The sequence below is a fragment of the Pseudoselenomonas ruminis genome, from assembly GCF_008271295.1.
GTDB classification, from domain to species: Bacteria; Bacillota; Negativicutes; order Selenomonadales; family Selenomonadaceae; genus Selenomonas_A; species Selenomonas_A ruminis.
Genome location: NZ_VTOY01000002.1, coordinates 138608 through 155460, shown reverse-complemented (window position 1 = coordinate 155460; position 16853 = coordinate 138608). Strand labels below are relative to the sequence as shown.

The following is a 16853-nucleotide window of genomic DNA, read 5'->3' as shown; positions in this document are numbered from 1 at the left end:
GCGGACGAGGTAGCAACTTTAGTTATTAATTTAGTCAATAGTTATACAGAATGACCTCATCCGAGCGCTTCGCGCCCACCTCTCGGGGATGCCACTGGCATCCCGTTGACGCCCCCAGAGGGGAAGGCAGCTTCGTGTCGGCACTATCCCAGGCGGCGGGGGACACAGTACCATAAGCGAAGCTTTGACGTTCCGCGTTAAGCAAGAAATTTTTGCCGGCGTTCTCGTTGGAAAAGCAGTTTCGTTCAAGCGAAGCGCGTTTAACTGTTTTCCAACTCTTAATTAAAAGGCAAAAATTTCTTGTAGCGGGTTGTCACCGGTGAAGCGTTGGTACTGTGTCCCTCGACGCCGAAGAGCTGTTTCGAACCCAGCCACGCTCCCCCACAAACTGCAATTTATATAAAACGCCACGCTGACAATATGTCAACGTGGCACTGTATTTCAGTTGTTTATTTTTTTGCTTTTCTGTCTTTGGCGCGTTTCTTGGAAGCTTCTTCCTTGGCTTTGACCTTGTCGTCGATTTTCTTGGCCTGCTGATACTTGGCATAATCGACGCCCATGCTGGCCAGCTTGTGTTTGAAGGCCATGATGGGGTGGCGCAGGAACATGCGCTTCTGGGAAGAACCCATGACATGCAGGAATTCCTGTGCCTGCTTGGAACCGAAGCAGTTGACGGTGCGGTCACAACGGTCACAAATCGGTTTGGTGATACCGTACGGGCAGCGGTTCATCTTGGTCATAACCGTGGCGAGCAGTGCCGTGCATTTCGGGCAAAGCGTATCGCCGGAAGTTTTATGATGGCTATGGCAGTAGATGCCGAAGGTCTTGCGGATGTTGGCCTTTTCTTTCGGAATATTGTTCTTTATCTCCACCGGTTTTCTTGTCGGCAAGAAACGAGAAAAAATGCTCATATTGAATCACCTTTCAGTATGTTTGAAATAGGTCAAAGTTTTGACACTTCTTTTATTTTAAAGGTATTTGAGCATAAAAGCAAGTCTCGCTTGACTTCTCGATTTTTCATAGTACAATTTAAAGAAGATATGCTGGGATAAGTGTATAAAAGCTGGAGGTGAGTAGTATTTCTTTCTTGAAACAACATGGCAAGGTAATATCCAATGTACTGGTGGCATTGCTGGTAATTGGTGCAATTTATACAAAGGTCCAGGAAAACGGAGCGGATTCCTTATTCAGGATGTCGGACTTGCAGATTTTGGCAGGAGCGATTTTGGGGTTGCTGGTAATTCGCTGGTTTAACAAGCGGCATAAGAAGTAAAAATATGGAGGAACAGTATGGCAGCCCTCAACAATGAATCCCTGATGGATGAAAATGGTGGCATCAAGGAAGGTTCCCTGAAAAGCATCCTGACGAATACAATCGATACGATTGAAAATAGCAAATCGCAGATTTTTGAAATATATGAAACGGCCCGTACCGAGGTCGAAAACAGCAAAAAGCAGTTGCAGGAATTAAAGGAACAGGCACGCGCAACCATCGACCGCGTGGACGAGCTGGCGAAAACAGAACAGCGCGAAAAACAGCGTCTGGTCGTAGTCAGCGGCAATTTCCAAAACTATTCGGAAGAAAAAATTCGTGCCAGCTATGAAGCCGTCAAGAATGTTCAGGTTGAGCTGGGCGTCGAGCGGGAAAAAGAGCAGGCACTGCGCCAGCAGCGCGATAAGCTGGAACTTCGCCTGCGCCATTTGCAGGTGATGCTCGTTCAGGCTGAGCATCTGGCGCTTGCGATTGGTTCGGTGCTTTCGTACCTGAGCTCGCAGGTCAGCGGGGTGGTATGGAAAATCGAAGCCGTCCAGAAGGATAAGTTTGTCGGGGCGCGCATCATCAAGGCGCAGGAAGAAGAGCGCTATCGTGTCTCGCGCGAGATTCACGATGGTCCGGCCCAGGACTTGGCGAACCTCATCTTCCAGACTTCGATTGCCGAAAAGCTCATCGATTATGATCCTGAGGAAGCTAAGCGGACCCTGCAGGAACTGCGCCAGCAGATTCGCGATTGCTTGAGCAATGTGCGTCAGGTTATTTTCGACATGCGCCCGATGGCGCTCGATGATTTGGGCTTGGCGCCGGCTATTAATCAGCTGGTGGGACGGCTGGCTTCCCGCGGCATCTTGTCGACCGATTTCAGCGTCGATGGCAAGGCTTATGATTTGCCGAAGCACGTTGAGATTGCTATTTTCCGGGTGGTGCAGGAGGCGCTTAACAACGTCGCGCATCACGCGGGCACCGATAAGGCACGCGTTCGCCTGCTGTACCGTCCGCAGGCGGTTTCCGTTCTGATTGAGGACGAAGGCAAGGGCTTTGATGCCGAGGCAGACCCGGAGATTCCCGATGTTCCGGCGGAGGAAATCCTCGCGGATGGCACTGACCATGTTGGCCAGTTCGGCATTATGGGCATGAAAGAACGCGCGAAGATTATCGGGGCGGAATTCAATGTCCTGTCAACCATCGGCAAGGGGACCCGCATCCATTTGCGCGTGCCCAACAAGCTTCCCGGTGCCAATAAAGAAGATGTCAAAGTAGTCAACACTCCCGACAAGGGCAAAAAATCGTGATGAATAAAAATCGTTCCATTCAATTAAATCAGCAAAGAGCGCCGATTGCGGAGGCCATGCAGGCCTACGCGCGAGACGGCGCTCTCGCTTTTCATACGCCGGGGCATAAACAGGGCCTCGGTGCGCATCCGCTGCTCAAAAAGCTCATTACGGCCGAGGGCCTTCGCGAAGAAGTCTCGCTGATGGAGGAGCTCGATGACCTCCATGAGCCGACGATGTGCATCTGCGAGGCGCAGGAATTAGCCGCAGAGCTTTACGGTGCCGATGCGGCCTATTTCATGATTAACGGCACGAGTGGTGCTATCCATACGATGCTGATGGCGGCGCTTTGTCCTGGCGATACGGTGCTATTGCCGCGCAACGCGCACCGCTCGATGATTGGCGGCATCATTCTGGCAGGGGCAAAGCCCGTCTTTATCCAGCCCGAAATCGATGAGACGCTTGGCATTGCCATGGGGCTTCGCCTAAGTGACATTCAAAAAGCCATTGCCGCGCATCCCGAGGCTAAGGCGCTGGCACTCGTCTATCCGACGTATTACGGCGTCACGGTGGACTTGCAGGCCATTGCTGACGAACTGCATGCGCATGATATGCTGCTGCTCGTCGATGAAGCCCACGGCCCGCATCTGAAATTTTCGGATGTACTGCCGCCGCAGGCCATCGACGCCGGCGCTGATATGGCGGCGCAGAGCACGCATAAGATTGTCGGCAGTCTCACGCAGACCTCAATGCTGCTTGTAAAGGGAGAGCGCGTAAGTGCGGAGCGTGTCCGTCAGGCCGCCAGTCTGTTGCAGTCGACAAGTCCGAACCAGCTGCTGCTGGCATCGCTCGATATCGCGCGCCTGCAGCTGGCCGAAGAAGGCGCCGAAAAAGTCGGCCGTGCCGTAGCGCTTGCCGAAAAACTCCGCCAGGACATCAATGCGATTGATGGTCTGTGGTCGTTTGGCGCCGATTACCTGCACAGCGAGGGCGCGTCTGGCCTTGACCTCACGAAGGTCACGGTCAGCCTGCGCGCGCTTGGCATCAGCGGGCCGCAGGCCGAGCACATCCTGCGCCACGAGTACAAGATCCAGTGCGAGCTATCCGATGCCTACAATCTGCTCTTTATCATCTCTTATGCCGATACGGAGCATGAGACAGAGATACTCTTGGCTGCGCTCAAGGAACTGGCATCCCGCTATACGGGCAAGGAAAAATTCTCGGTTCCCGTATCGCTGCCCGCTGTACCCATACTTGGCATGACACCGCGTGAGGCGTTCTTTGCGGACTATGAGCAGGTACCGTTTGCCGAGGCGGCAGGCCGCATTGCGGCCGAACAGCTGATGTTCTATCCGCCGGGGATTCCAATCCTGGCGCCGGGTGATACGATTGACAAGTCAAGTCTTGACTATATCCGCGCGATGCAGGAGCTTGGCCTTAAAGTAGTAGGGCCACAGGATGCAGCGCTTACCACATTGAAAGTAGTGAAAGATTCATGAATAACGAGAACAAAGGAAAACTCATCATCATCGAAGCTGGCGATGGCTCGGGCAAGGCTACGCAGACCAAGGCGCTTTATGACCATCTGGTCCGCGATGGCTACCGCGTGCACCGCATCGAGTTCCCCGACTATGCGGCCGATTCGTCGATGCTCGTGCGCATGTATCTGCGCGGCGACTTCGGCGGCCACGCCGAGGACGTTAACGCCTTTGCGGCCTCGACGTTTTTTGCCGTCGACCGCTATGCGTCGTTCCGCATGAAGTGGAAAGAATTCTACGATAACGGCGACATCATTCTGGCCGACCGCTATACGACGAGCAACATGGTTCATCAGGCTGTAAAGCTCACCGACGCCAAGGAGCGCGAGGAATTTCTCGACTGGCTCTGGGATTTCGAGTTCGTGAAAATCGGTCTGCCTGTCCCCGATAAAGTCGTATTCCTCGATATGGCGCCAGAAGTTGCCGACAAGCTCATTGCGGCCCGCGCGCAGGCAACGGGAACGGAAAAAGACATTCACGAAAAGGATACGGACTATCTGCACCGCTGTCATGCGGCCTATCTGGAGCTCGCGGCCAAATATGACTGGTCAAAAGTCATCTGCAGTGAGGGCGGGGAGCCGCGCAGCATTGCGGCCATCCATGACGAAGTATATGAGGCCGTCAAGTCCGTGCTTTAAACCGTAAGGATATGAGGAGTTTTTTATGATAAAAGAAGTATTAGTCGTCGAGGGCAAGATGGACGTTGTAGCCATCGACAAGGCCGTCGAGGCCGACTGCATCATCACCGAGGGGTTTAACCTGAAGCCCCAGGCCCTCAAGAATATCGAGCAGGCCTACAAGAAACGCGGCATCATCATCATGACTGACCCGGATTCGGCGGGCGAGCGCATCCGTCTGTATCTTTCGCGCCGCTTTCCGAATGCCAAGCACGCCTTTGTGCCGGTAGAAGATGCTACGGATAACGACGATATCGGCATCGAACAGGCCAAGCCCGATGCGATCCGCAAGGCGCTCGAGAAAGTCCGTACACTGGACTGGGAACCGACGAAGAATTTTACGGGAGCCGACCTCATCATGAACGACCTGTCGGGGGCTGAGAGTGCCAGCCGCCGCCGTGCCCGTTTGGGCGCTATCCTCGGCCTTGGCTTTGCCAATGCCAAGACATTTTTGAAGCGGCTCAATCACTATGGAGTAACGAGAGAAGAATTTGACGCTGCAGTGGCGCAGCTTGATAAGGAGGAAGTATGAACCACCAGGATGAAGAAATTTTACAGCCGAAAATTGCCAGCCGTTCCGTAACCAATCATATTTTGAAAGCTTTCGGCCTGCGTATGAGCAAGAAACTCGGCCAGAACTTCCTGATTGATGCAAGCATCGTGCAGGGCATCGTCGATGCCGCCGAGATTCAGCTGGGCGAACGCGTGCTGGAAATCGGCCCGGGTATTGGCACGCTGACCCAGGGCCTCGCCGAGGCGGGCGCTGAGGTAACGGCGGTCGAGCTCGACAAGAAACTGCCAGCGGTGCTCGCTGAGACGCTCAAGGCTTATGACAATGTCACGATTGTGCCGGGGGATATTCTCAAGGTAAACATTCCAGAAATCATGGGGGAAGGGCCGTTCAAGGTAGCGGCTAACCTGCCGTACTATATCACGACGCCGATTCTCATGGCGCTTTTGGAGCGTCACCTGCCGATTACGCGCATGGTCACGATGGTGCAGAAGGAAGTTGCCGAGCGCATGATTGCTAAGCCGGGGTCCCGTACCTATGGTGCCCTGTCGGTAGCCGTCCAGTATTATACGGAACCGGAAATTGTCCTCGACGTTCCACCGCGTTCCTTTATCCCCGCGCCGGAAGTCGACAGCGTCGTCATCGCCTGCAAGGTTCGTGAAACGCCAGCCGTTGACGTCATGGACGAGAAGATGTTCTTCCGGGTGGTAAAGGCAGCCTTTGGCCAGCGCCGCAAAACTCTTTCGAATGCCTTGAAGGGAGGCGGTTTCCCGAAGGAGCAGGTCCGCGATGCGATGGAGGCCGCTGGCATTGAAATGACACGCCGCGGTGAGACGCTCTCGCTCGAGGAGTTTGCGAAGCTCGCGGATGAATTCACAAAGCTTGCAAAAAATGCTTAAATTTTTATTGATACTATGCAAAAAATGTTATACAATAGTACACGTGAAAAATAAAGTATGTAAAATTGTAATGTTGTAATGTACAAGTATAACAGAAGGTAGGTTATGTTCATGGCAGAATCCGTCTGGTCTGTATTGCCGCCAGTCATCACGATTGCGTTGGCTCTCTGGACGAAAGAAGTTTATATGTCGCTGATTATCGGCATTTTTTCCGGTGCGTTGCTCTTTACGGGCGGCAATATCCTCGAATCCATTCTGACGATGTTCGCGGTAATGTCGGATAAAGTTGGCGGCAATGTCAACATTCTCGTATTCCTCGTCATCCTCGGCATTCTCGTAGCGGCCATCACGCGCAGTGGTGCGACGCGCGCCTATGGTGAATGGGCGGCTAGAGCCATCAATGGCAAGCGCAGTGCTTCGCTGGTCACGGCGCTCTTGGGACTGGTCATTTTCATCGATGATTATTTCAACTGTCTGACGGTCGGTACGGTTATGCGTCCGGTCACCGATAAATTCAAGATTGCGCGCACGAAGCTCGCGTATATCATCGATGCGACGGCGGCACCAATCTGCATCATCGCTCCGGTATCGAGCTGGGCGGCTGCGGTAGGTTCCTCGCTGCCGGAGGGCAGTGAGATTGATGGCTTCTCGCTGTTCCTGCAGACGATTCCGTTCAATCTCTACGCATGGCTGACGCTTATCTTCATGGTTTTCCTGATTTGGACGGGCCGTGACTACAGCACGATGGCTAAGAGCGTCCGCGAAAGCAATGAGAACTTTGTCGTTCCCAAAGAATATCAGGATACGACAGGCATCAAGCATGAAGAGGAAGGCAATGGCAAAATCATCGATCTGCTGCTGCCGTTATTCGTTCTGATTGCGGCCTGCGTTTATGGCATGCTTTACACGGGCGGCATTCATGAGGGCAAGAGCATCGCCGATGCCTTTGCGAACTGCGATTCTTCGAAGTCTTTGGTACTTGGTTCCTTTATCGCGTTTATCTTTACAGGCTTCCTCTATCTGCCGCGCAAAGTCATTTCGTTCAATGCCTTCTGTGACAGTTTCGGCTGGGGCTTCAAGGCCATGACGCCGGCAATCTTTATCCTCTGCCTTGCCTGGACGCTTTCGGGTATCTGCAGTGATAAATATCTGAACCTCGGTGGTTTCGTTGGCGGTATCGTCAGTGCCAACGCATCGCTTATCATGTTCCTGCCGCCGATTTTCTTCCTCGTGGCTATGGGCCTGGCCTTTGCAACGGGAACGTCCTGGGGAACTTTCGGTATCCTTATCCCGATTGCGGTAGCAGTTGTCGGCATGGACCCGAATATGCTCGTCGTCTGTGTAGCAGCTATCCTGTCTGGTGCTGTCGGCGGTGACCATGCTTCGCCGATTTCTGATACGACAATCCTCGCGTCGGCCGGTGCCCAGTGTCATCACATTGACCACGTCAACACGCAGCTGCCATACGTCATGACGGTAGCAGGCTGCTGTGTAATTGGTTACGTAGTCGACGGCATCACCGCTAACGGCTGGCTCGGCCTCGGCGCCGCCTTGGTCTGCCTGGCCGCCGTAATGGCCAGCATCATGACCAAAGTGCCATCGTTGGACAAAGAATAAAATCACGAGTTGTAAAAAATAAAGGAAGGTCAGTTAGTCTGAGGGATTAACTGACCTTCCTTTATTTTTTGTTAGATTTGTGTATTGTCAACTTACGGTATTATTATGAGAGATTTGGATTTTGCACCACATAGCATTAACAATCAACAATGCCGCAACGAGCAGGAATAGGCTGCGGATGCCGATTAGGGCGGCTAGTTGGCCGCCGAAGAAGGCGCCGCTGAACATGCCGATGAATTGGGCCGACTGGTTGAAGCCGAAGATGCGCCCCATCAGTGCTGGCGGGGCGAGCTGGCGGATGAGGTTATTGGTCGAGGGCATGAGGCCGGCGATGGCGATGCCGTGGAAGAAGCGCAGGACGCCGAGCTGCCACGGGGCCGTGACGAATCCCTGTGGGATGGAGACGAGGCCCGAGAGCAGCAGGCAGGAGAACAGAATGCGTTCGGAGCCAATGCGGTCGGCAAGTTTTCCGAGGCGCGAGGCAAACAGCATGCTCGCAAAACCGGCTGCTGAGAAGACCGCTCCCGATACGATGGCTATATGGTCGATGTTGCCGGCGATTTCCTGTATGTAGACGGTCAGGAGCGGCGCTACGCAGGTCAGCGAGAAGTGAAGCAATACCGTAGTCAGGAATACGCCAAGAATTACATTGCGCTGGGGCAGGCTGCGAAACGAGGGACAGGGGCTGTCGGCACTTTCGGTGCGGGCGGTCTTTTTTGTTTCATGAACCTGCGTCAGCGCAAGAAAACCGAGCAGGCAGCAGGTGCCGATGCACAAAAATGAATTGCGGAAACCGATGGTCTCACTGAGCCAGCCGCCAAATACCGGCCCCATAAGACCGCCCGATACCTGGGCCGTAAAGAACATTCCCATCGCCCAACCCGAGTGCTTTTTCGGCGTTTCCTGGGCGAGCAGCGGGATGACGGCAGCCTGGAAGCCGCTGAGACAGCCCTGCAGCAGGCGCAGGATGACGAGGTGCCAGACGCTTTGCGCAAAGCCCATGCCAATCATGATGAGGCCGAGCCAGCCTGAGGCGCGCAGAATCATCGGCTTGCGGCCAAAACGATCCGAAAGCCTGCCCCATATTGGCGAAAAGATGGCAAGACTGATGAAGTTGCAGCCAAAGACGATGCCAGCCCAACGGGCGACGTCGGCGGGATTGTCGACGCCGAGTTCGGCGATGTAGAGCGGCAGGATTGGCGCCATCTGGCTCATGCCGATGGAGACGATAAACGATGCCAGGCAGCAAATCAATAGATTCTTTTTCCATAGCGGAATATTGGATATCATAAAGAAGGCCTCACTTTTATTGAACTCGATATATCATAAGGATAAGTATAGCACTATGCAAGTAAAAAAGCAGTCCGTCGATTTTAGTGGACTGCTTTTTATCTAGAAGGGTTCCTGTATGACGAGGGCCAGCGGCGGCTCGTTTTCGTTTTGGTTCCAATGAAGATTGCAAGCTCGGGTGGTAGTGGGGCGTTCCTTGTCCCAGTTGCTAAGCTCGCAGGCGATGTATTCACTGCCTTCGCCGGAAAGCTTCTGTACGGGACAATCTGGACAAGGGGTCATGCGCTGGTGGAATAGTTCGTAGCAGGGATGTCCGGCAGAGGTTTCCAATAGCGTTTGCCGTATTGCCTGATTGAAGTATAGCGGCATCAGGGTTATCTTATCCACGATATAGACCATTTCCTGCATGTGATCCAGCAGATCGCGGAGATGGCTGTTTTGCTGGCGCAGTTTATCATCAGAATAAGAGGTCAAAAGAATGTTGCCGAGGATGACGGCAAAGATACTGAGGGCATGAATACATTCATCATCAAAGGAACGCGGCTTACGGCTCTCGAAGCCGATACAGCCGAGGGTGTCGGAGCCGTGCGTTATCATGCAGTGAGCAAAAGCACCGAGGTGCAAGGCGTCAAAGGCGGGCTGATATTGGCTGTCGGCTTTGGTTGTGTCCTCAAAAATGGACATGACACCATAGGAGGTTGCCTTGTAATGGTTTTGGATGAAGCTGTTTCGCTGGGCGGCCATGGCAGAAATACCAGCACTTTGCGCATCGGGCTTTAGCGAAACGCCATGTGGGCTGAGCCATTCATAGGTCGTGGTGTATTGGTTGGTATCCGGGTCAAAGAGGTCGAGGGCAACCCGGTCGAGGTTGAAGCGTTTGCCAAACATGGATAGCGACAGGGAAATCGTTGCATCCGGGCTGTTGGTCTCGTAGAGAAGTTTGAAGATGAATTCAATCATATTGTCCTTAAAGGCTTTCTGCTGAAGGTCTTCAAAATCGTTGGGGACACGAGACTTGGCTGACGCCGCTTGGTTGAACAGACTGTTATGATAGATGACGTATTGATTTTTGCCCTTGCTTTTCGCTTCGTAAAGTGCCCGGTCGGCATGTTTGAACAGTTCCGCGTAATCGGTGCCATGTTCCGGGTAGAGGGATACGCCGACGCTGATGGAAAAGGGCAGGGTCTGGGTGCCGCTTTGGTACTGGCGCTGCAGCTTTTGGATGAGTGAGCAGCAGCGCTCGTGCAAAACGTCCATATCGTGGAGGTTGCGGAACATGACGACGAACTCATCACCGCCAACGCGCCCTTTTATGTCGGACTGGCGGAAATTATGACTGATGGCATTGCCCATATCGGCGAGCACTGCATCGCCGAAGAGATGGCCAAAACTATCGTTGATGTCTTTGAACCCGTCGGCGTCGATGAGCAGCAGGCCCGCCTGCTCGTCACCGGCGGCGAGGGAGTCCAGGTATTCGGAAATACGGTGGCGTGAGGTCTCTTTGTTCAGCAGGCCAGTGAGCTTGTCGAAGAAGGCTTCGTGTTCGATGCGCTGCTGCCAGAGCTTTTGCGCCTGGATGTTGCGTATATTGCCAAAGGCAATGACCGGCTGGCGCTCATCGAAGTAGGTGATGATATGGATTTCTGACCAGATGTAGTCGGTCTGCCTATGACTGCGAAGCCGGATTTTGCAGGCCTGGTTGCAGGTGCGTCCGAGATAACGCGAGCGGCTGTGGTAGATTTTGTGCAGGAAATAGCGGAATATGTGGAGGTCGTCCGGATGGATGAGGCCTGTGTGCCAAAGTTTGGTGGAGGCATCCGAGAGATCGGTTCCAATATCATACGAATGATGGGCAATCGGTTGTTTTAATTCCAGTTTATCGGTAGTTAAGTCCCAACGGAAGTAAATCCGGTGGTCAAAATTTTCCAGTGCCGAGAATACATCGTCACCGAATGCAGCCGGTATCTGGTGTTTTATTGTGCTCATGGTGAATCCCTTCTAATGAGTTAATAATCTATTTGTAATTATAGCCGATGTGGGACATATTTACCAATGAAATATGAGCGATTTATAAAAAAATAATAAGCGAGTAATTGAAAATCGGAGAAAAATTCAGTAAGATAGGAGAAAGAATTAGGAAGTTAAGGAAAAGGAGCGAGAGCAATGAGCATTTACGAATATAAGACGAAAGGCACTTGTGCGAGAAAAATCACGGTGGAGCTCGATGGCAAAGTCATCAAGAAGGTAGCCTTTGAGGGTGGCTGCAACGGCAACCTCAAGGGGATTTCCAAACTCGTCGAGGGGATGGATATGGATTTTGTCATTGAACGCTTTACGGGCAATACGTGCAACGGCAAACCGACCTCGTGTCCGGACCAGCTGGCCATTGCCCTGCGTGAGGCCTATGCGGCTGAGCAGAAAGAAGGCTGAATATGATTTTTGACAGTCATAGCCATACCGAATTTTCGGGGGACTCGGAAATGAAGGCTGCCGATGCACTGGCGGCGGCCGAGCGTTTGGGAATAGGCTTGGTGTTTACGGAGCACCTGGACCTTGATTATCCCGGGGAGATTGATTTCACGTTCAACCCCGATGATTATTGGAATGCCTATGAACACCTGCGCGGCGGCAAACTTCGCCTGGGCGTGGAAGTAGGCATGCAGGCAGCTACTTGTGACCGCAGCCGCGAATTTACCGAATGGCTGCCATTTGACCTCGTCGTCGGTGCCATTCACATGGTGGAGGGCAAAGACATCTATTATAAGGAAAGCTATGGCGATTTGTCCAAAGCCGACTTTTATCATCGGTATTTTACCGCTATGGCTGATAACGTGCGCCGTCATACCTTTATTGATGTTCTGGCGCATATCGATTATATCGCCCGCTATGCACCGTATGAAAATCCCGAGCTTGAGTACGGCGATTTTTCCGAGGATGTCGATGAGGTCCTGCGGGCGGTGGTGGAAACCGATACGGTGTTAGAACTTAACACCCGCCGCCTTGGCGACCGGCTGGCATTAAAGGAACTCGTGCCTGTCTACAAGCGTTACCGCGAATTAGGCGGCCGTGAAATCACATTGGGGTCGGATGCCCATACTGCCGATGCCATTGGCGCGCATTTTGATTTAGCACTTGATTTTGCCGAGGCGCTGAAGCTTTCGGTCGTTACGTTCTGCGGCCGCCTGCGGGAAAGTTGTCAGAAATAATTCCTTGTACTGCCAGGGAAAAGAGGATATAATAGGATGAGATTCTATTTTTGATAGGAGGGCTAATGATGAAACACATCAAGACGGTCAACAAGCCGAAGATGCAGGCTACGCTCAAGACGGGCGGCTGCGGCGAGTGCCAGGCTTCCTGCCAGTCCGCATGCAAGACTTCCTGCACGGTCGGCAACCAGGTTTGCGAGAAATAAGTATCGCATTATGGGGCTGAATAAAGCCTTCCCCTTGGGGGAAGGTGGCAGCCGAAGGCTGACGGATGAGGTGGTAGTCGAAAGAGTTACCTCATCCACCGCTACGCGGTTCCCCTTCCCCAGAGGGGGAAGGCTAAAGGGAGCTGTGAGAAAGTATGTGGGTAATCTGCCACATGCTTTTATCACAGCTCCTTTTCCGTTTTATATAGCATCATAATTAAGGAGAACAGAATGAAAGCAAGAATCCATAAATTTGAGCAGAACGGTACCTATATCCTGTTGGATATCAACAGTGGTGCTGTTCATGTTATCGATAAGATGATTTATGAGATGATGGATACGTTTGACGGCACGAATGATGAAGCGGTACTCAGCGCACTCGAGGGCAAGTATCCGCAGGCAGACCTCAAGGAAGCTTTGGAAGAACTCCACGAGCTCATGGCTGCCGGTGAGCTTTTTGCGCCAGACATCAATGTTCCGCCGACGTTCAAGCAGACGGGCCTTGTGAAATCCATCTGCCTGATGATTGCCCAGGACTGCAACCTGCGCTGCAAGTATTGCTTTGGCGATGGCGGCAGCTATGGCCAGGAGCGCGCGATCATGACGCCGGAAGTCGGCAAGAAGGCGGTTGATTATCTGATTAAGGCCAGCGGCCCGCGCAAACATCTTGAGATGGATTTCTTTGGCGGTGAGCCGTTGATGAATATGAAGACGGTCAAGGCCGTTACGGAATATGCGCGCCAGCGTGAGAAGGAGACGGGCAAGAAGTTCAAGCTCACGATGACGACGAACGGCATCCTGCTGAACGATGAGAACATCAAGTGGCTCAACGACAACGACTTTGCTCTCGTGCTTTCGCTCGATGGCCGCAAGGAAGTCCACGATGCCATGCGCCCGCTGGCTGGCGGCCAGGGCAGCTACGACCGCGCGATTGCCAACTTCAAGAAATGCCTGGCCAGCCGCAAGGGCGGTGACTACGACTACCGCGGTGTCTATACTTACCTGCGCGGTACTTATACGAAGAACAACATGGACTTCACGAAGGATGTCCTGTCGATGAACGACGAGGGCTTTGACATCCTGTCGATGGAGCCGGTAGTCCTCAAAGACAATCCGCTCGGCTTTACCGAGGAGGATTTGCCGCGCATCCGCGAAGAGTACGATCGCTTGACTGAGGCTTATATGAAGCGTCATCGCGAGGGCAAGGGCTTCTTCTTCTTCCATTTCAATATGGATTTGTCGAATGGCCCCTGCGTGGCGAAACGCCTGTCGGGCTGCGGCGCTGGTCATGAGTATGTAGCCGTTGCCGAAAATGGCGACCTCTATCCATGCCATCAGTTCGTCGGCCGTGAGAAGTATAAAATCGGTACCGTGGATACGGGTATCACGGATAAAGAAACGAGCCAGTATTTCCGCGAGAGCCATGTCCTGAATAAAGAGAAGTGCAGTGACTGCTGGTCGCGCTTCTTCTGCTCGGGCGGCTGCCATGCAAATGCCGATCTTTTCCATGGCGATATCCGCAAGCCGTATGAAGTCGGCTGCGAAATCCAGAAAAAGCGTCTTGAATGTGCCATTTACGTACAGGCCTTGCTGGCGCTTGAAAAGATGGATGATGATAGCGATAAATAATCATAAATAATATTTATATGTCATACCGAAAGTGACAAGCTTTACAGCTTGTCACTTTTTGCTATTTTTGGCAGGTGTTCCTATTGTTTATCTGCGTTTACCTCATTTGACAAAGCGAAAGAGTATTGTTATTTATTCATACAGAAAAGTCAGAAAACAATGAAACCGATTCATATAATAATTGGTCAAATTTATGATAAAAACATTGACATTTCCTCTTTGCTTATTGTATTATTAGACCTGTAAGAACTGAACTTCTAAAGAATTTAGGGGGTATTTTTCAAATGGCAGTAAAAGTAGCTATCAATGGTTTTGGCCGTATCGGCCGTCTCGCATTCCGTCAGATGTTCGACGCTGAGGGTTATGAAGTTGTTGCAATCAACGACCTCACGAGCCCGAAAATGCTCGCACACCTGCTCAAGTACGATTCCACGCAGGGTAAGTACAAATATGCTGATACGGTTGAAGCTGGCGAAAACAGCATCAAAGTCAACGGCAAAGAGATCATGATCTATGCTGAGAAGGATGCAAAAGACATTCCTTGGGCTAAACATGATGTTGACGTTGTTCTCGAGTGCACTGGTTTCTACACTTCCAAAGAGAAAGCTTCTGCACACCTGGCTGCAGGCGCTAAGAAAGTTGTTATCTCCGCTCCGGCTGGTAACGACCTCCCGACGATCGTATACAACGTTAACCACACGACGCTGACGAAGGAAGACAAGGTTATCTCCGCTGCATCCTGCACGACGAACTGCCTTGCTCCGATGGCTAAAGCACTGAACGACCTCGCTCCGATCCAGAGCGGTATCATGTGCACGATTCACGCTTACACGGGCGACCAGATGACTCTCGATGGCCCGCAGCGTAAAGGCGACCTCCGTCGCAGCCGTGCAGCAGCTTGCAACATCGTTCCGAACTCCACGGGCGCTGCTAAAGCTATCGGCCTCGTAATTCCGGAACTCAAAGGCAAACTGATCGGTGCTGCACAGCGCGTTCCGACCCCGACGGGTTCCACGACGATCCTCAATGCTGTTGTTAAAGGCAGCGTTTCCGTTGAGCAGGTTAACGAGGCTATGAAGGCTCAGGCTACGGAGTCCTTCGGTTACAACACGGATGAGATCGTATCCAGCGATATCGTTGGTATGCGTTTCGGTTCCCTGTTCGATGCTACGCAGACCATGGTTAACCCGGTTGAGGGTGGCACGCAGGTTCAGGTTGTTTCCTGGTACGACAACGAGAACAGCTACACGAGCCAGATGGTTCGCACGATCAAATACTTCGCTGAACTCGGCTAATTGTTTGATTCGTAACTGAACAAAACGAAGATCTTTTGAGGTCCGGCCTAAAACTTGGGCCGGACCTCAATTTTTTTATCATGTAAAGATTATTTTGGAGGTTTCAACATGGATAAGAAAACCATCAAAGACATTGACGTCAAAGGCAAAAAAGTATTTGTCCGCGTCGACTACAATGTCCCGTTCGATGAGAACCAGAACATCACCAACGATACGCGTATGGTCCGCACGCTGCCGACCATCAACTATCTGCTCGACAATGGTGCGGCTGTAATCCTGGCTTGCCATATCGGCCGTCCTTCTGAGGCTCGTGAGCCGCAGTTCTCCACGAAGCACCTCGTTGCTCATCTGTCCGAGCTCCTCGGCAAAGAGGTAAAATGGGCTTCGGACTGCGTTGGTGCTGAGGCTGAGAAGGCTGCTGCTGACCTGAAGGCTGGCGAAGTTCTGCTCCTCGAGAACCTCCGTTATCACAAAGCTGAGAAGAAAAACGATCCGGAATTTGCAAAACAGCTCGCATCCCTGGCTGATGTTGCTGTTGACGATGCTTTCGGTGTTTCCCACCGCGGCCATGCATCCAATGCCGGTATCGCTCAGTACGTTGAAGTTGTTGCTGGTTTCCTGATGGAAAAAGAAATCAACTACATCGGCAAGACGCTTGAGGCTCCGCAGCATCCGTTCGTCGCTATCATCGGCGGTGCTAAAGTTTCCGATAAAATCGGCGTTATCAACAACATGATTGAGAAAGTCGACAAAATCATCATCGGCGGCGGCATGGCTCATACTTTCGATGCAGCTAAAGGCCTGCCAATCGGTGACTCCCTCTGCGAGCCGGACAAATACGATCTCGCTCGCGAGCTCCTCAAGAAAGCTGAGGAGAAGGGCGTTGAGGTTATCCTGCCGGTTGACCTCGTTATCGCTGACAAGTTCGCAGCTGATGCCAACACGCAGACGGTTGACGTTGACAAAGTTCCGGAGGGCTGGCAGGCTCTTGATTCCGGCGTGAAGACGTCCGAGAAATATGTCGAGGCTCTCAAAGGCGCTAAGACGGTTGTTTGGAATGGACCGATGGGCGTATTCGAGTTCGACGCATTCGCAAACGGTACGCTGGCTGTTGCTCAGGCTGTTGCTAAAGCTACGGATGAGGGCGCTGTCTCCATCGTTGGCGGTGGTGACTCCGTTGCAGCTCTGAAGAAGACGGGCCTGACGGACAAGATTTCCCATGTATCCACGGGTGGCGGCGCTACGCTCGAGTTCCTCGAGGGCAAAGAGATGCCGGGCATTGCAGCTATCGCAGATAAATAAGGATTCCTAGTACTTTTCTTTGGGGCAAAGAAAAGTACCAAAAGAAACTGCGGCCGGATATTCCATCCGGGGAATATACGGCCGCGGGCGCCCTTCCTTGGGCGCCGGAAGAATGACGCGATGTCATGAAAGCCTT

Annotated in this window: 16 protein-coding genes; 13 read left to right on the top strand and 3 right to left on the bottom strand. The window is 52.4% G+C overall.

The features are described from left to right. Positions 1-449 precede the first annotated feature (449 nt). Positions 450-911 carry a nitrous oxide-stimulated promoter family protein gene (locus FZ040_RS04435; protein WP_033171511.1) on the bottom strand — a complete coding sequence of 154 codons (462 nt, stop codon included), beginning with the start codon at positions 909-911 and terminating at the stop codon, positions 450-452. A gap of 158 nt (positions 912-1069) precedes the next feature. On the opposite strand from FZ040_RS04435, the gene FZ040_RS04430 reads away from it, so the two are divergent. The 7 genes from FZ040_RS04430 to FZ040_RS04400 all read left to right on the top strand — a co-directional run bounded on the left by FZ040_RS04430 (position 1070) and on the right by FZ040_RS04400 (position 7789). After that, positions 1070-1273 (top strand): hypothetical protein, encoded by a 204-nt coding sequence (locus tag FZ040_RS04430; RefSeq protein WP_149170894.1) that lies wholly within the window; start codon positions 1070-1072, stop codon positions 1271-1273. Between the two features lie 17 nt (positions 1274-1290). Beyond that, positions 1291-2568, top strand: coding sequence for a sensor histidine kinase (locus FZ040_RS04425; RefSeq protein ID WP_149170893.1), 1278 nt, complete (start codon positions 1291-1293; stop codon positions 2566-2568). Beyond that, positions 2568-4046, top strand: coding sequence for an aminotransferase class I/II-fold pyridoxal phosphate-dependent enzyme (locus FZ040_RS04420; protein ID WP_149171073.1), 1479 nt, complete (start codon positions 2568-2570; stop codon positions 4044-4046). The genes FZ040_RS04425 and FZ040_RS04420 overlap by 1 nt, the downstream gene beginning before the upstream one ends. Next, the gene (locus FZ040_RS04415; protein ID WP_149170892.1) at positions 4043-4723 is read left to right on the top strand and encodes a dTMP kinase; all 681 of its coding nucleotides are present in this window, start codon (positions 4043-4045) and stop codon (positions 4721-4723) included. The genes FZ040_RS04420 and FZ040_RS04415 overlap by 4 nt, the downstream gene beginning before the upstream one ends. Positions 4724-4748: 25 nt before the next feature. Beyond that, positions 4749-5294: a ribonuclease M5 gene (gene rnmV / locus FZ040_RS04410; RefSeq protein ID WP_149170891.1), complete on the top strand. Its 546-nt coding sequence runs from the start codon at positions 4749-4751 to the stop codon at positions 5292-5294. Next, the gene (gene rsmA / locus FZ040_RS04405; protein ID WP_187620244.1) at positions 5291-6172 is read left to right on the top strand and encodes a 16S rRNA (adenine(1518)-N(6)/adenine(1519)-N(6))-dimethyltransferase RsmA; all 882 of its coding nucleotides are present in this window, start codon (positions 5291-5293) and stop codon (positions 6170-6172) included. Before rnmV ends, rsmA begins: the two co-directional genes overlap by 4 nt. 111 nt (positions 6173-6283) lie before the next feature. Then, complete coding sequence (locus FZ040_RS04400; protein WP_149171071.1) at positions 6284-7789, top strand: Na+/H+ antiporter NhaC family protein; 1506 nt, start codon at positions 6284-6286, stop codon at positions 7787-7789. Positions 7790-7876: 87 nt separating this feature from the next. On the opposite strand, the gene FZ040_RS04395 is transcribed toward FZ040_RS04400, so the two are convergent. Both FZ040_RS04395 and FZ040_RS04390 read right to left on the bottom strand, forming a co-directional pair. After that, a complete protein-coding gene (locus FZ040_RS04395; protein WP_255448748.1) occupies positions 7877-9079 on the bottom strand; it encodes an MFS transporter in 1203 nt (400 codons plus the stop codon). Positions 9080-9181: 102 nt separating this feature from the next. Further along, a complete protein-coding gene (locus FZ040_RS04390) occupies positions 9182-11065 on the bottom strand; it encodes a sensor domain-containing diguanylate cyclase (RefSeq protein ID WP_149170890.1) in 1884 nt (627 codons plus the stop codon). A 177-nt stretch (positions 11066-11242) separates the two neighbouring features. On the opposite strand from FZ040_RS04390, the gene FZ040_RS04385 reads away from it, so the two are divergent. From FZ040_RS04385 to FZ040_RS04360, 6 genes are all read left to right on the top strand, one after another. Then, positions 11243-11509, top strand: a complete 267-nt coding sequence (locus FZ040_RS04385; RefSeq protein WP_149170889.1) for a TIGR03905 family TSCPD domain-containing protein — start codon at positions 11243-11245, stop codon at positions 11507-11509. Between the two features lie 2 nt (positions 11510-11511). Next, positions 11512-12285 (top strand): histidinol-phosphatase HisJ family protein, encoded by a 774-nt coding sequence (locus FZ040_RS04380; RefSeq protein ID WP_187620243.1) that lies wholly within the window; start codon positions 11512-11514, stop codon positions 12283-12285. Positions 12286-12353: 68 nt separating this feature from the next. Next, positions 12354-12491, top strand: a complete 138-nt coding sequence (gene scfA / locus FZ040_RS04375; RefSeq protein ID WP_075429106.1) for a six-cysteine ranthipeptide SCIFF — start codon at positions 12354-12356, stop codon at positions 12489-12491. A gap of 231 nt (positions 12492-12722) precedes the next feature. Next, positions 12723-14120 (top strand): thioether cross-link-forming SCIFF peptide maturase, encoded by a 1398-nt coding sequence (gene scfB / locus FZ040_RS04370; RefSeq protein WP_149170887.1) that lies wholly within the window; start codon positions 12723-12725, stop codon positions 14118-14120. Positions 14121-14404: 284 nt separating this feature from the next. Then, a complete protein-coding gene (gap, locus tag FZ040_RS04365) occupies positions 14405-15415 on the top strand; it encodes a type I glyceraldehyde-3-phosphate dehydrogenase (RefSeq protein ID WP_033171499.1) in 1011 nt (336 codons plus the stop codon). 108 nt (positions 15416-15523) lie between these two features. Beyond that, positions 15524-16717 carry a phosphoglycerate kinase gene (locus tag FZ040_RS04360; RefSeq protein WP_149170886.1) on the top strand — a complete coding sequence of 398 codons (1194 nt, stop codon included), beginning with the start codon at positions 15524-15526 and terminating at the stop codon, positions 16715-16717. Positions 16718-16853 lie beyond the last annotated feature (136 nt).

What these genes read in the sequence shown, in the direction of transcription:
- FZ040_RS04425 (WP_149170893.1), top strand. Translation starts at nt 1,291, where the DNA reads ATGGCAGCCCTCAACAATGAATCCCTGATGGATGAAAATGGTGGCATC.
- FZ040_RS04395 (WP_255448748.1), bottom strand. Translation starts at nt 9,079, where the DNA reads ATGATATCCAATATTCCGCTATGGAAAAAGAATCTATTGATTTGCTGC.
- FZ040_RS04360 (WP_149170886.1), top strand. Translation starts at nt 15,524, where the DNA reads ATGGATAAGAAAACCATCAAAGACATTGACGTCAAAGGCAAAAAAGTA.
- scfB (WP_149170887.1), top strand. Translation starts at nt 12,723, where the DNA reads ATGAAAGCAAGAATCCATAAATTTGAGCAGAACGGTACCTATATCCTG.
- FZ040_RS04390 (WP_149170890.1), bottom strand. Translation starts at nt 11,065, where the DNA reads ATGAGCACAATAAAACACCAGATACCGGCTGCATTCGGTGACGATGTA.
- rnmV (WP_149170891.1), top strand. Translation starts at nt 4,749, where the DNA reads ATGATAAAAGAAGTATTAGTCGTCGAGGGCAAGATGGACGTTGTAGCC.
- FZ040_RS04400 (WP_149171071.1), top strand. Translation starts at nt 6,284, where the DNA reads ATGGCAGAATCCGTCTGGTCTGTATTGCCGCCAGTCATCACGATTGCG.
- FZ040_RS04435 (WP_033171511.1), bottom strand. Translation starts at nt 911, where the DNA reads ATGAGCATTTTTTCTCGTTTCTTGCCGACAAGAAAACCGGTGGAGATA.
- rsmA (WP_187620244.1), top strand. Translation starts at nt 5,291, where the DNA reads ATGAACCACCAGGATGAAGAAATTTTACAGCCGAAAATTGCCAGCCGT.
- FZ040_RS04385 (WP_149170889.1), top strand. Translation starts at nt 11,243, where the DNA reads ATGAGCATTTACGAATATAAGACGAAAGGCACTTGTGCGAGAAAAATC.
- scfA (WP_075429106.1), top strand. Translation starts at nt 12,354, where the DNA reads ATGAAACACATCAAGACGGTCAACAAGCCGAAGATGCAGGCTACGCTC.
- gap (WP_033171499.1), top strand. Translation starts at nt 14,405, where the DNA reads ATGGCAGTAAAAGTAGCTATCAATGGTTTTGGCCGTATCGGCCGTCTC.
- FZ040_RS04415 (WP_149170892.1), top strand. Translation starts at nt 4,043, where the DNA reads ATGAATAACGAGAACAAAGGAAAACTCATCATCATCGAAGCTGGCGAT.
- FZ040_RS04380 (WP_187620243.1), top strand. Translation starts at nt 11,512, where the DNA reads ATGATTTTTGACAGTCATAGCCATACCGAATTTTCGGGGGACTCGGAA.
- FZ040_RS04420 (WP_149171073.1), top strand. Translation starts at nt 2,568, where the DNA reads ATGAATAAAAATCGTTCCATTCAATTAAATCAGCAAAGAGCGCCGATT.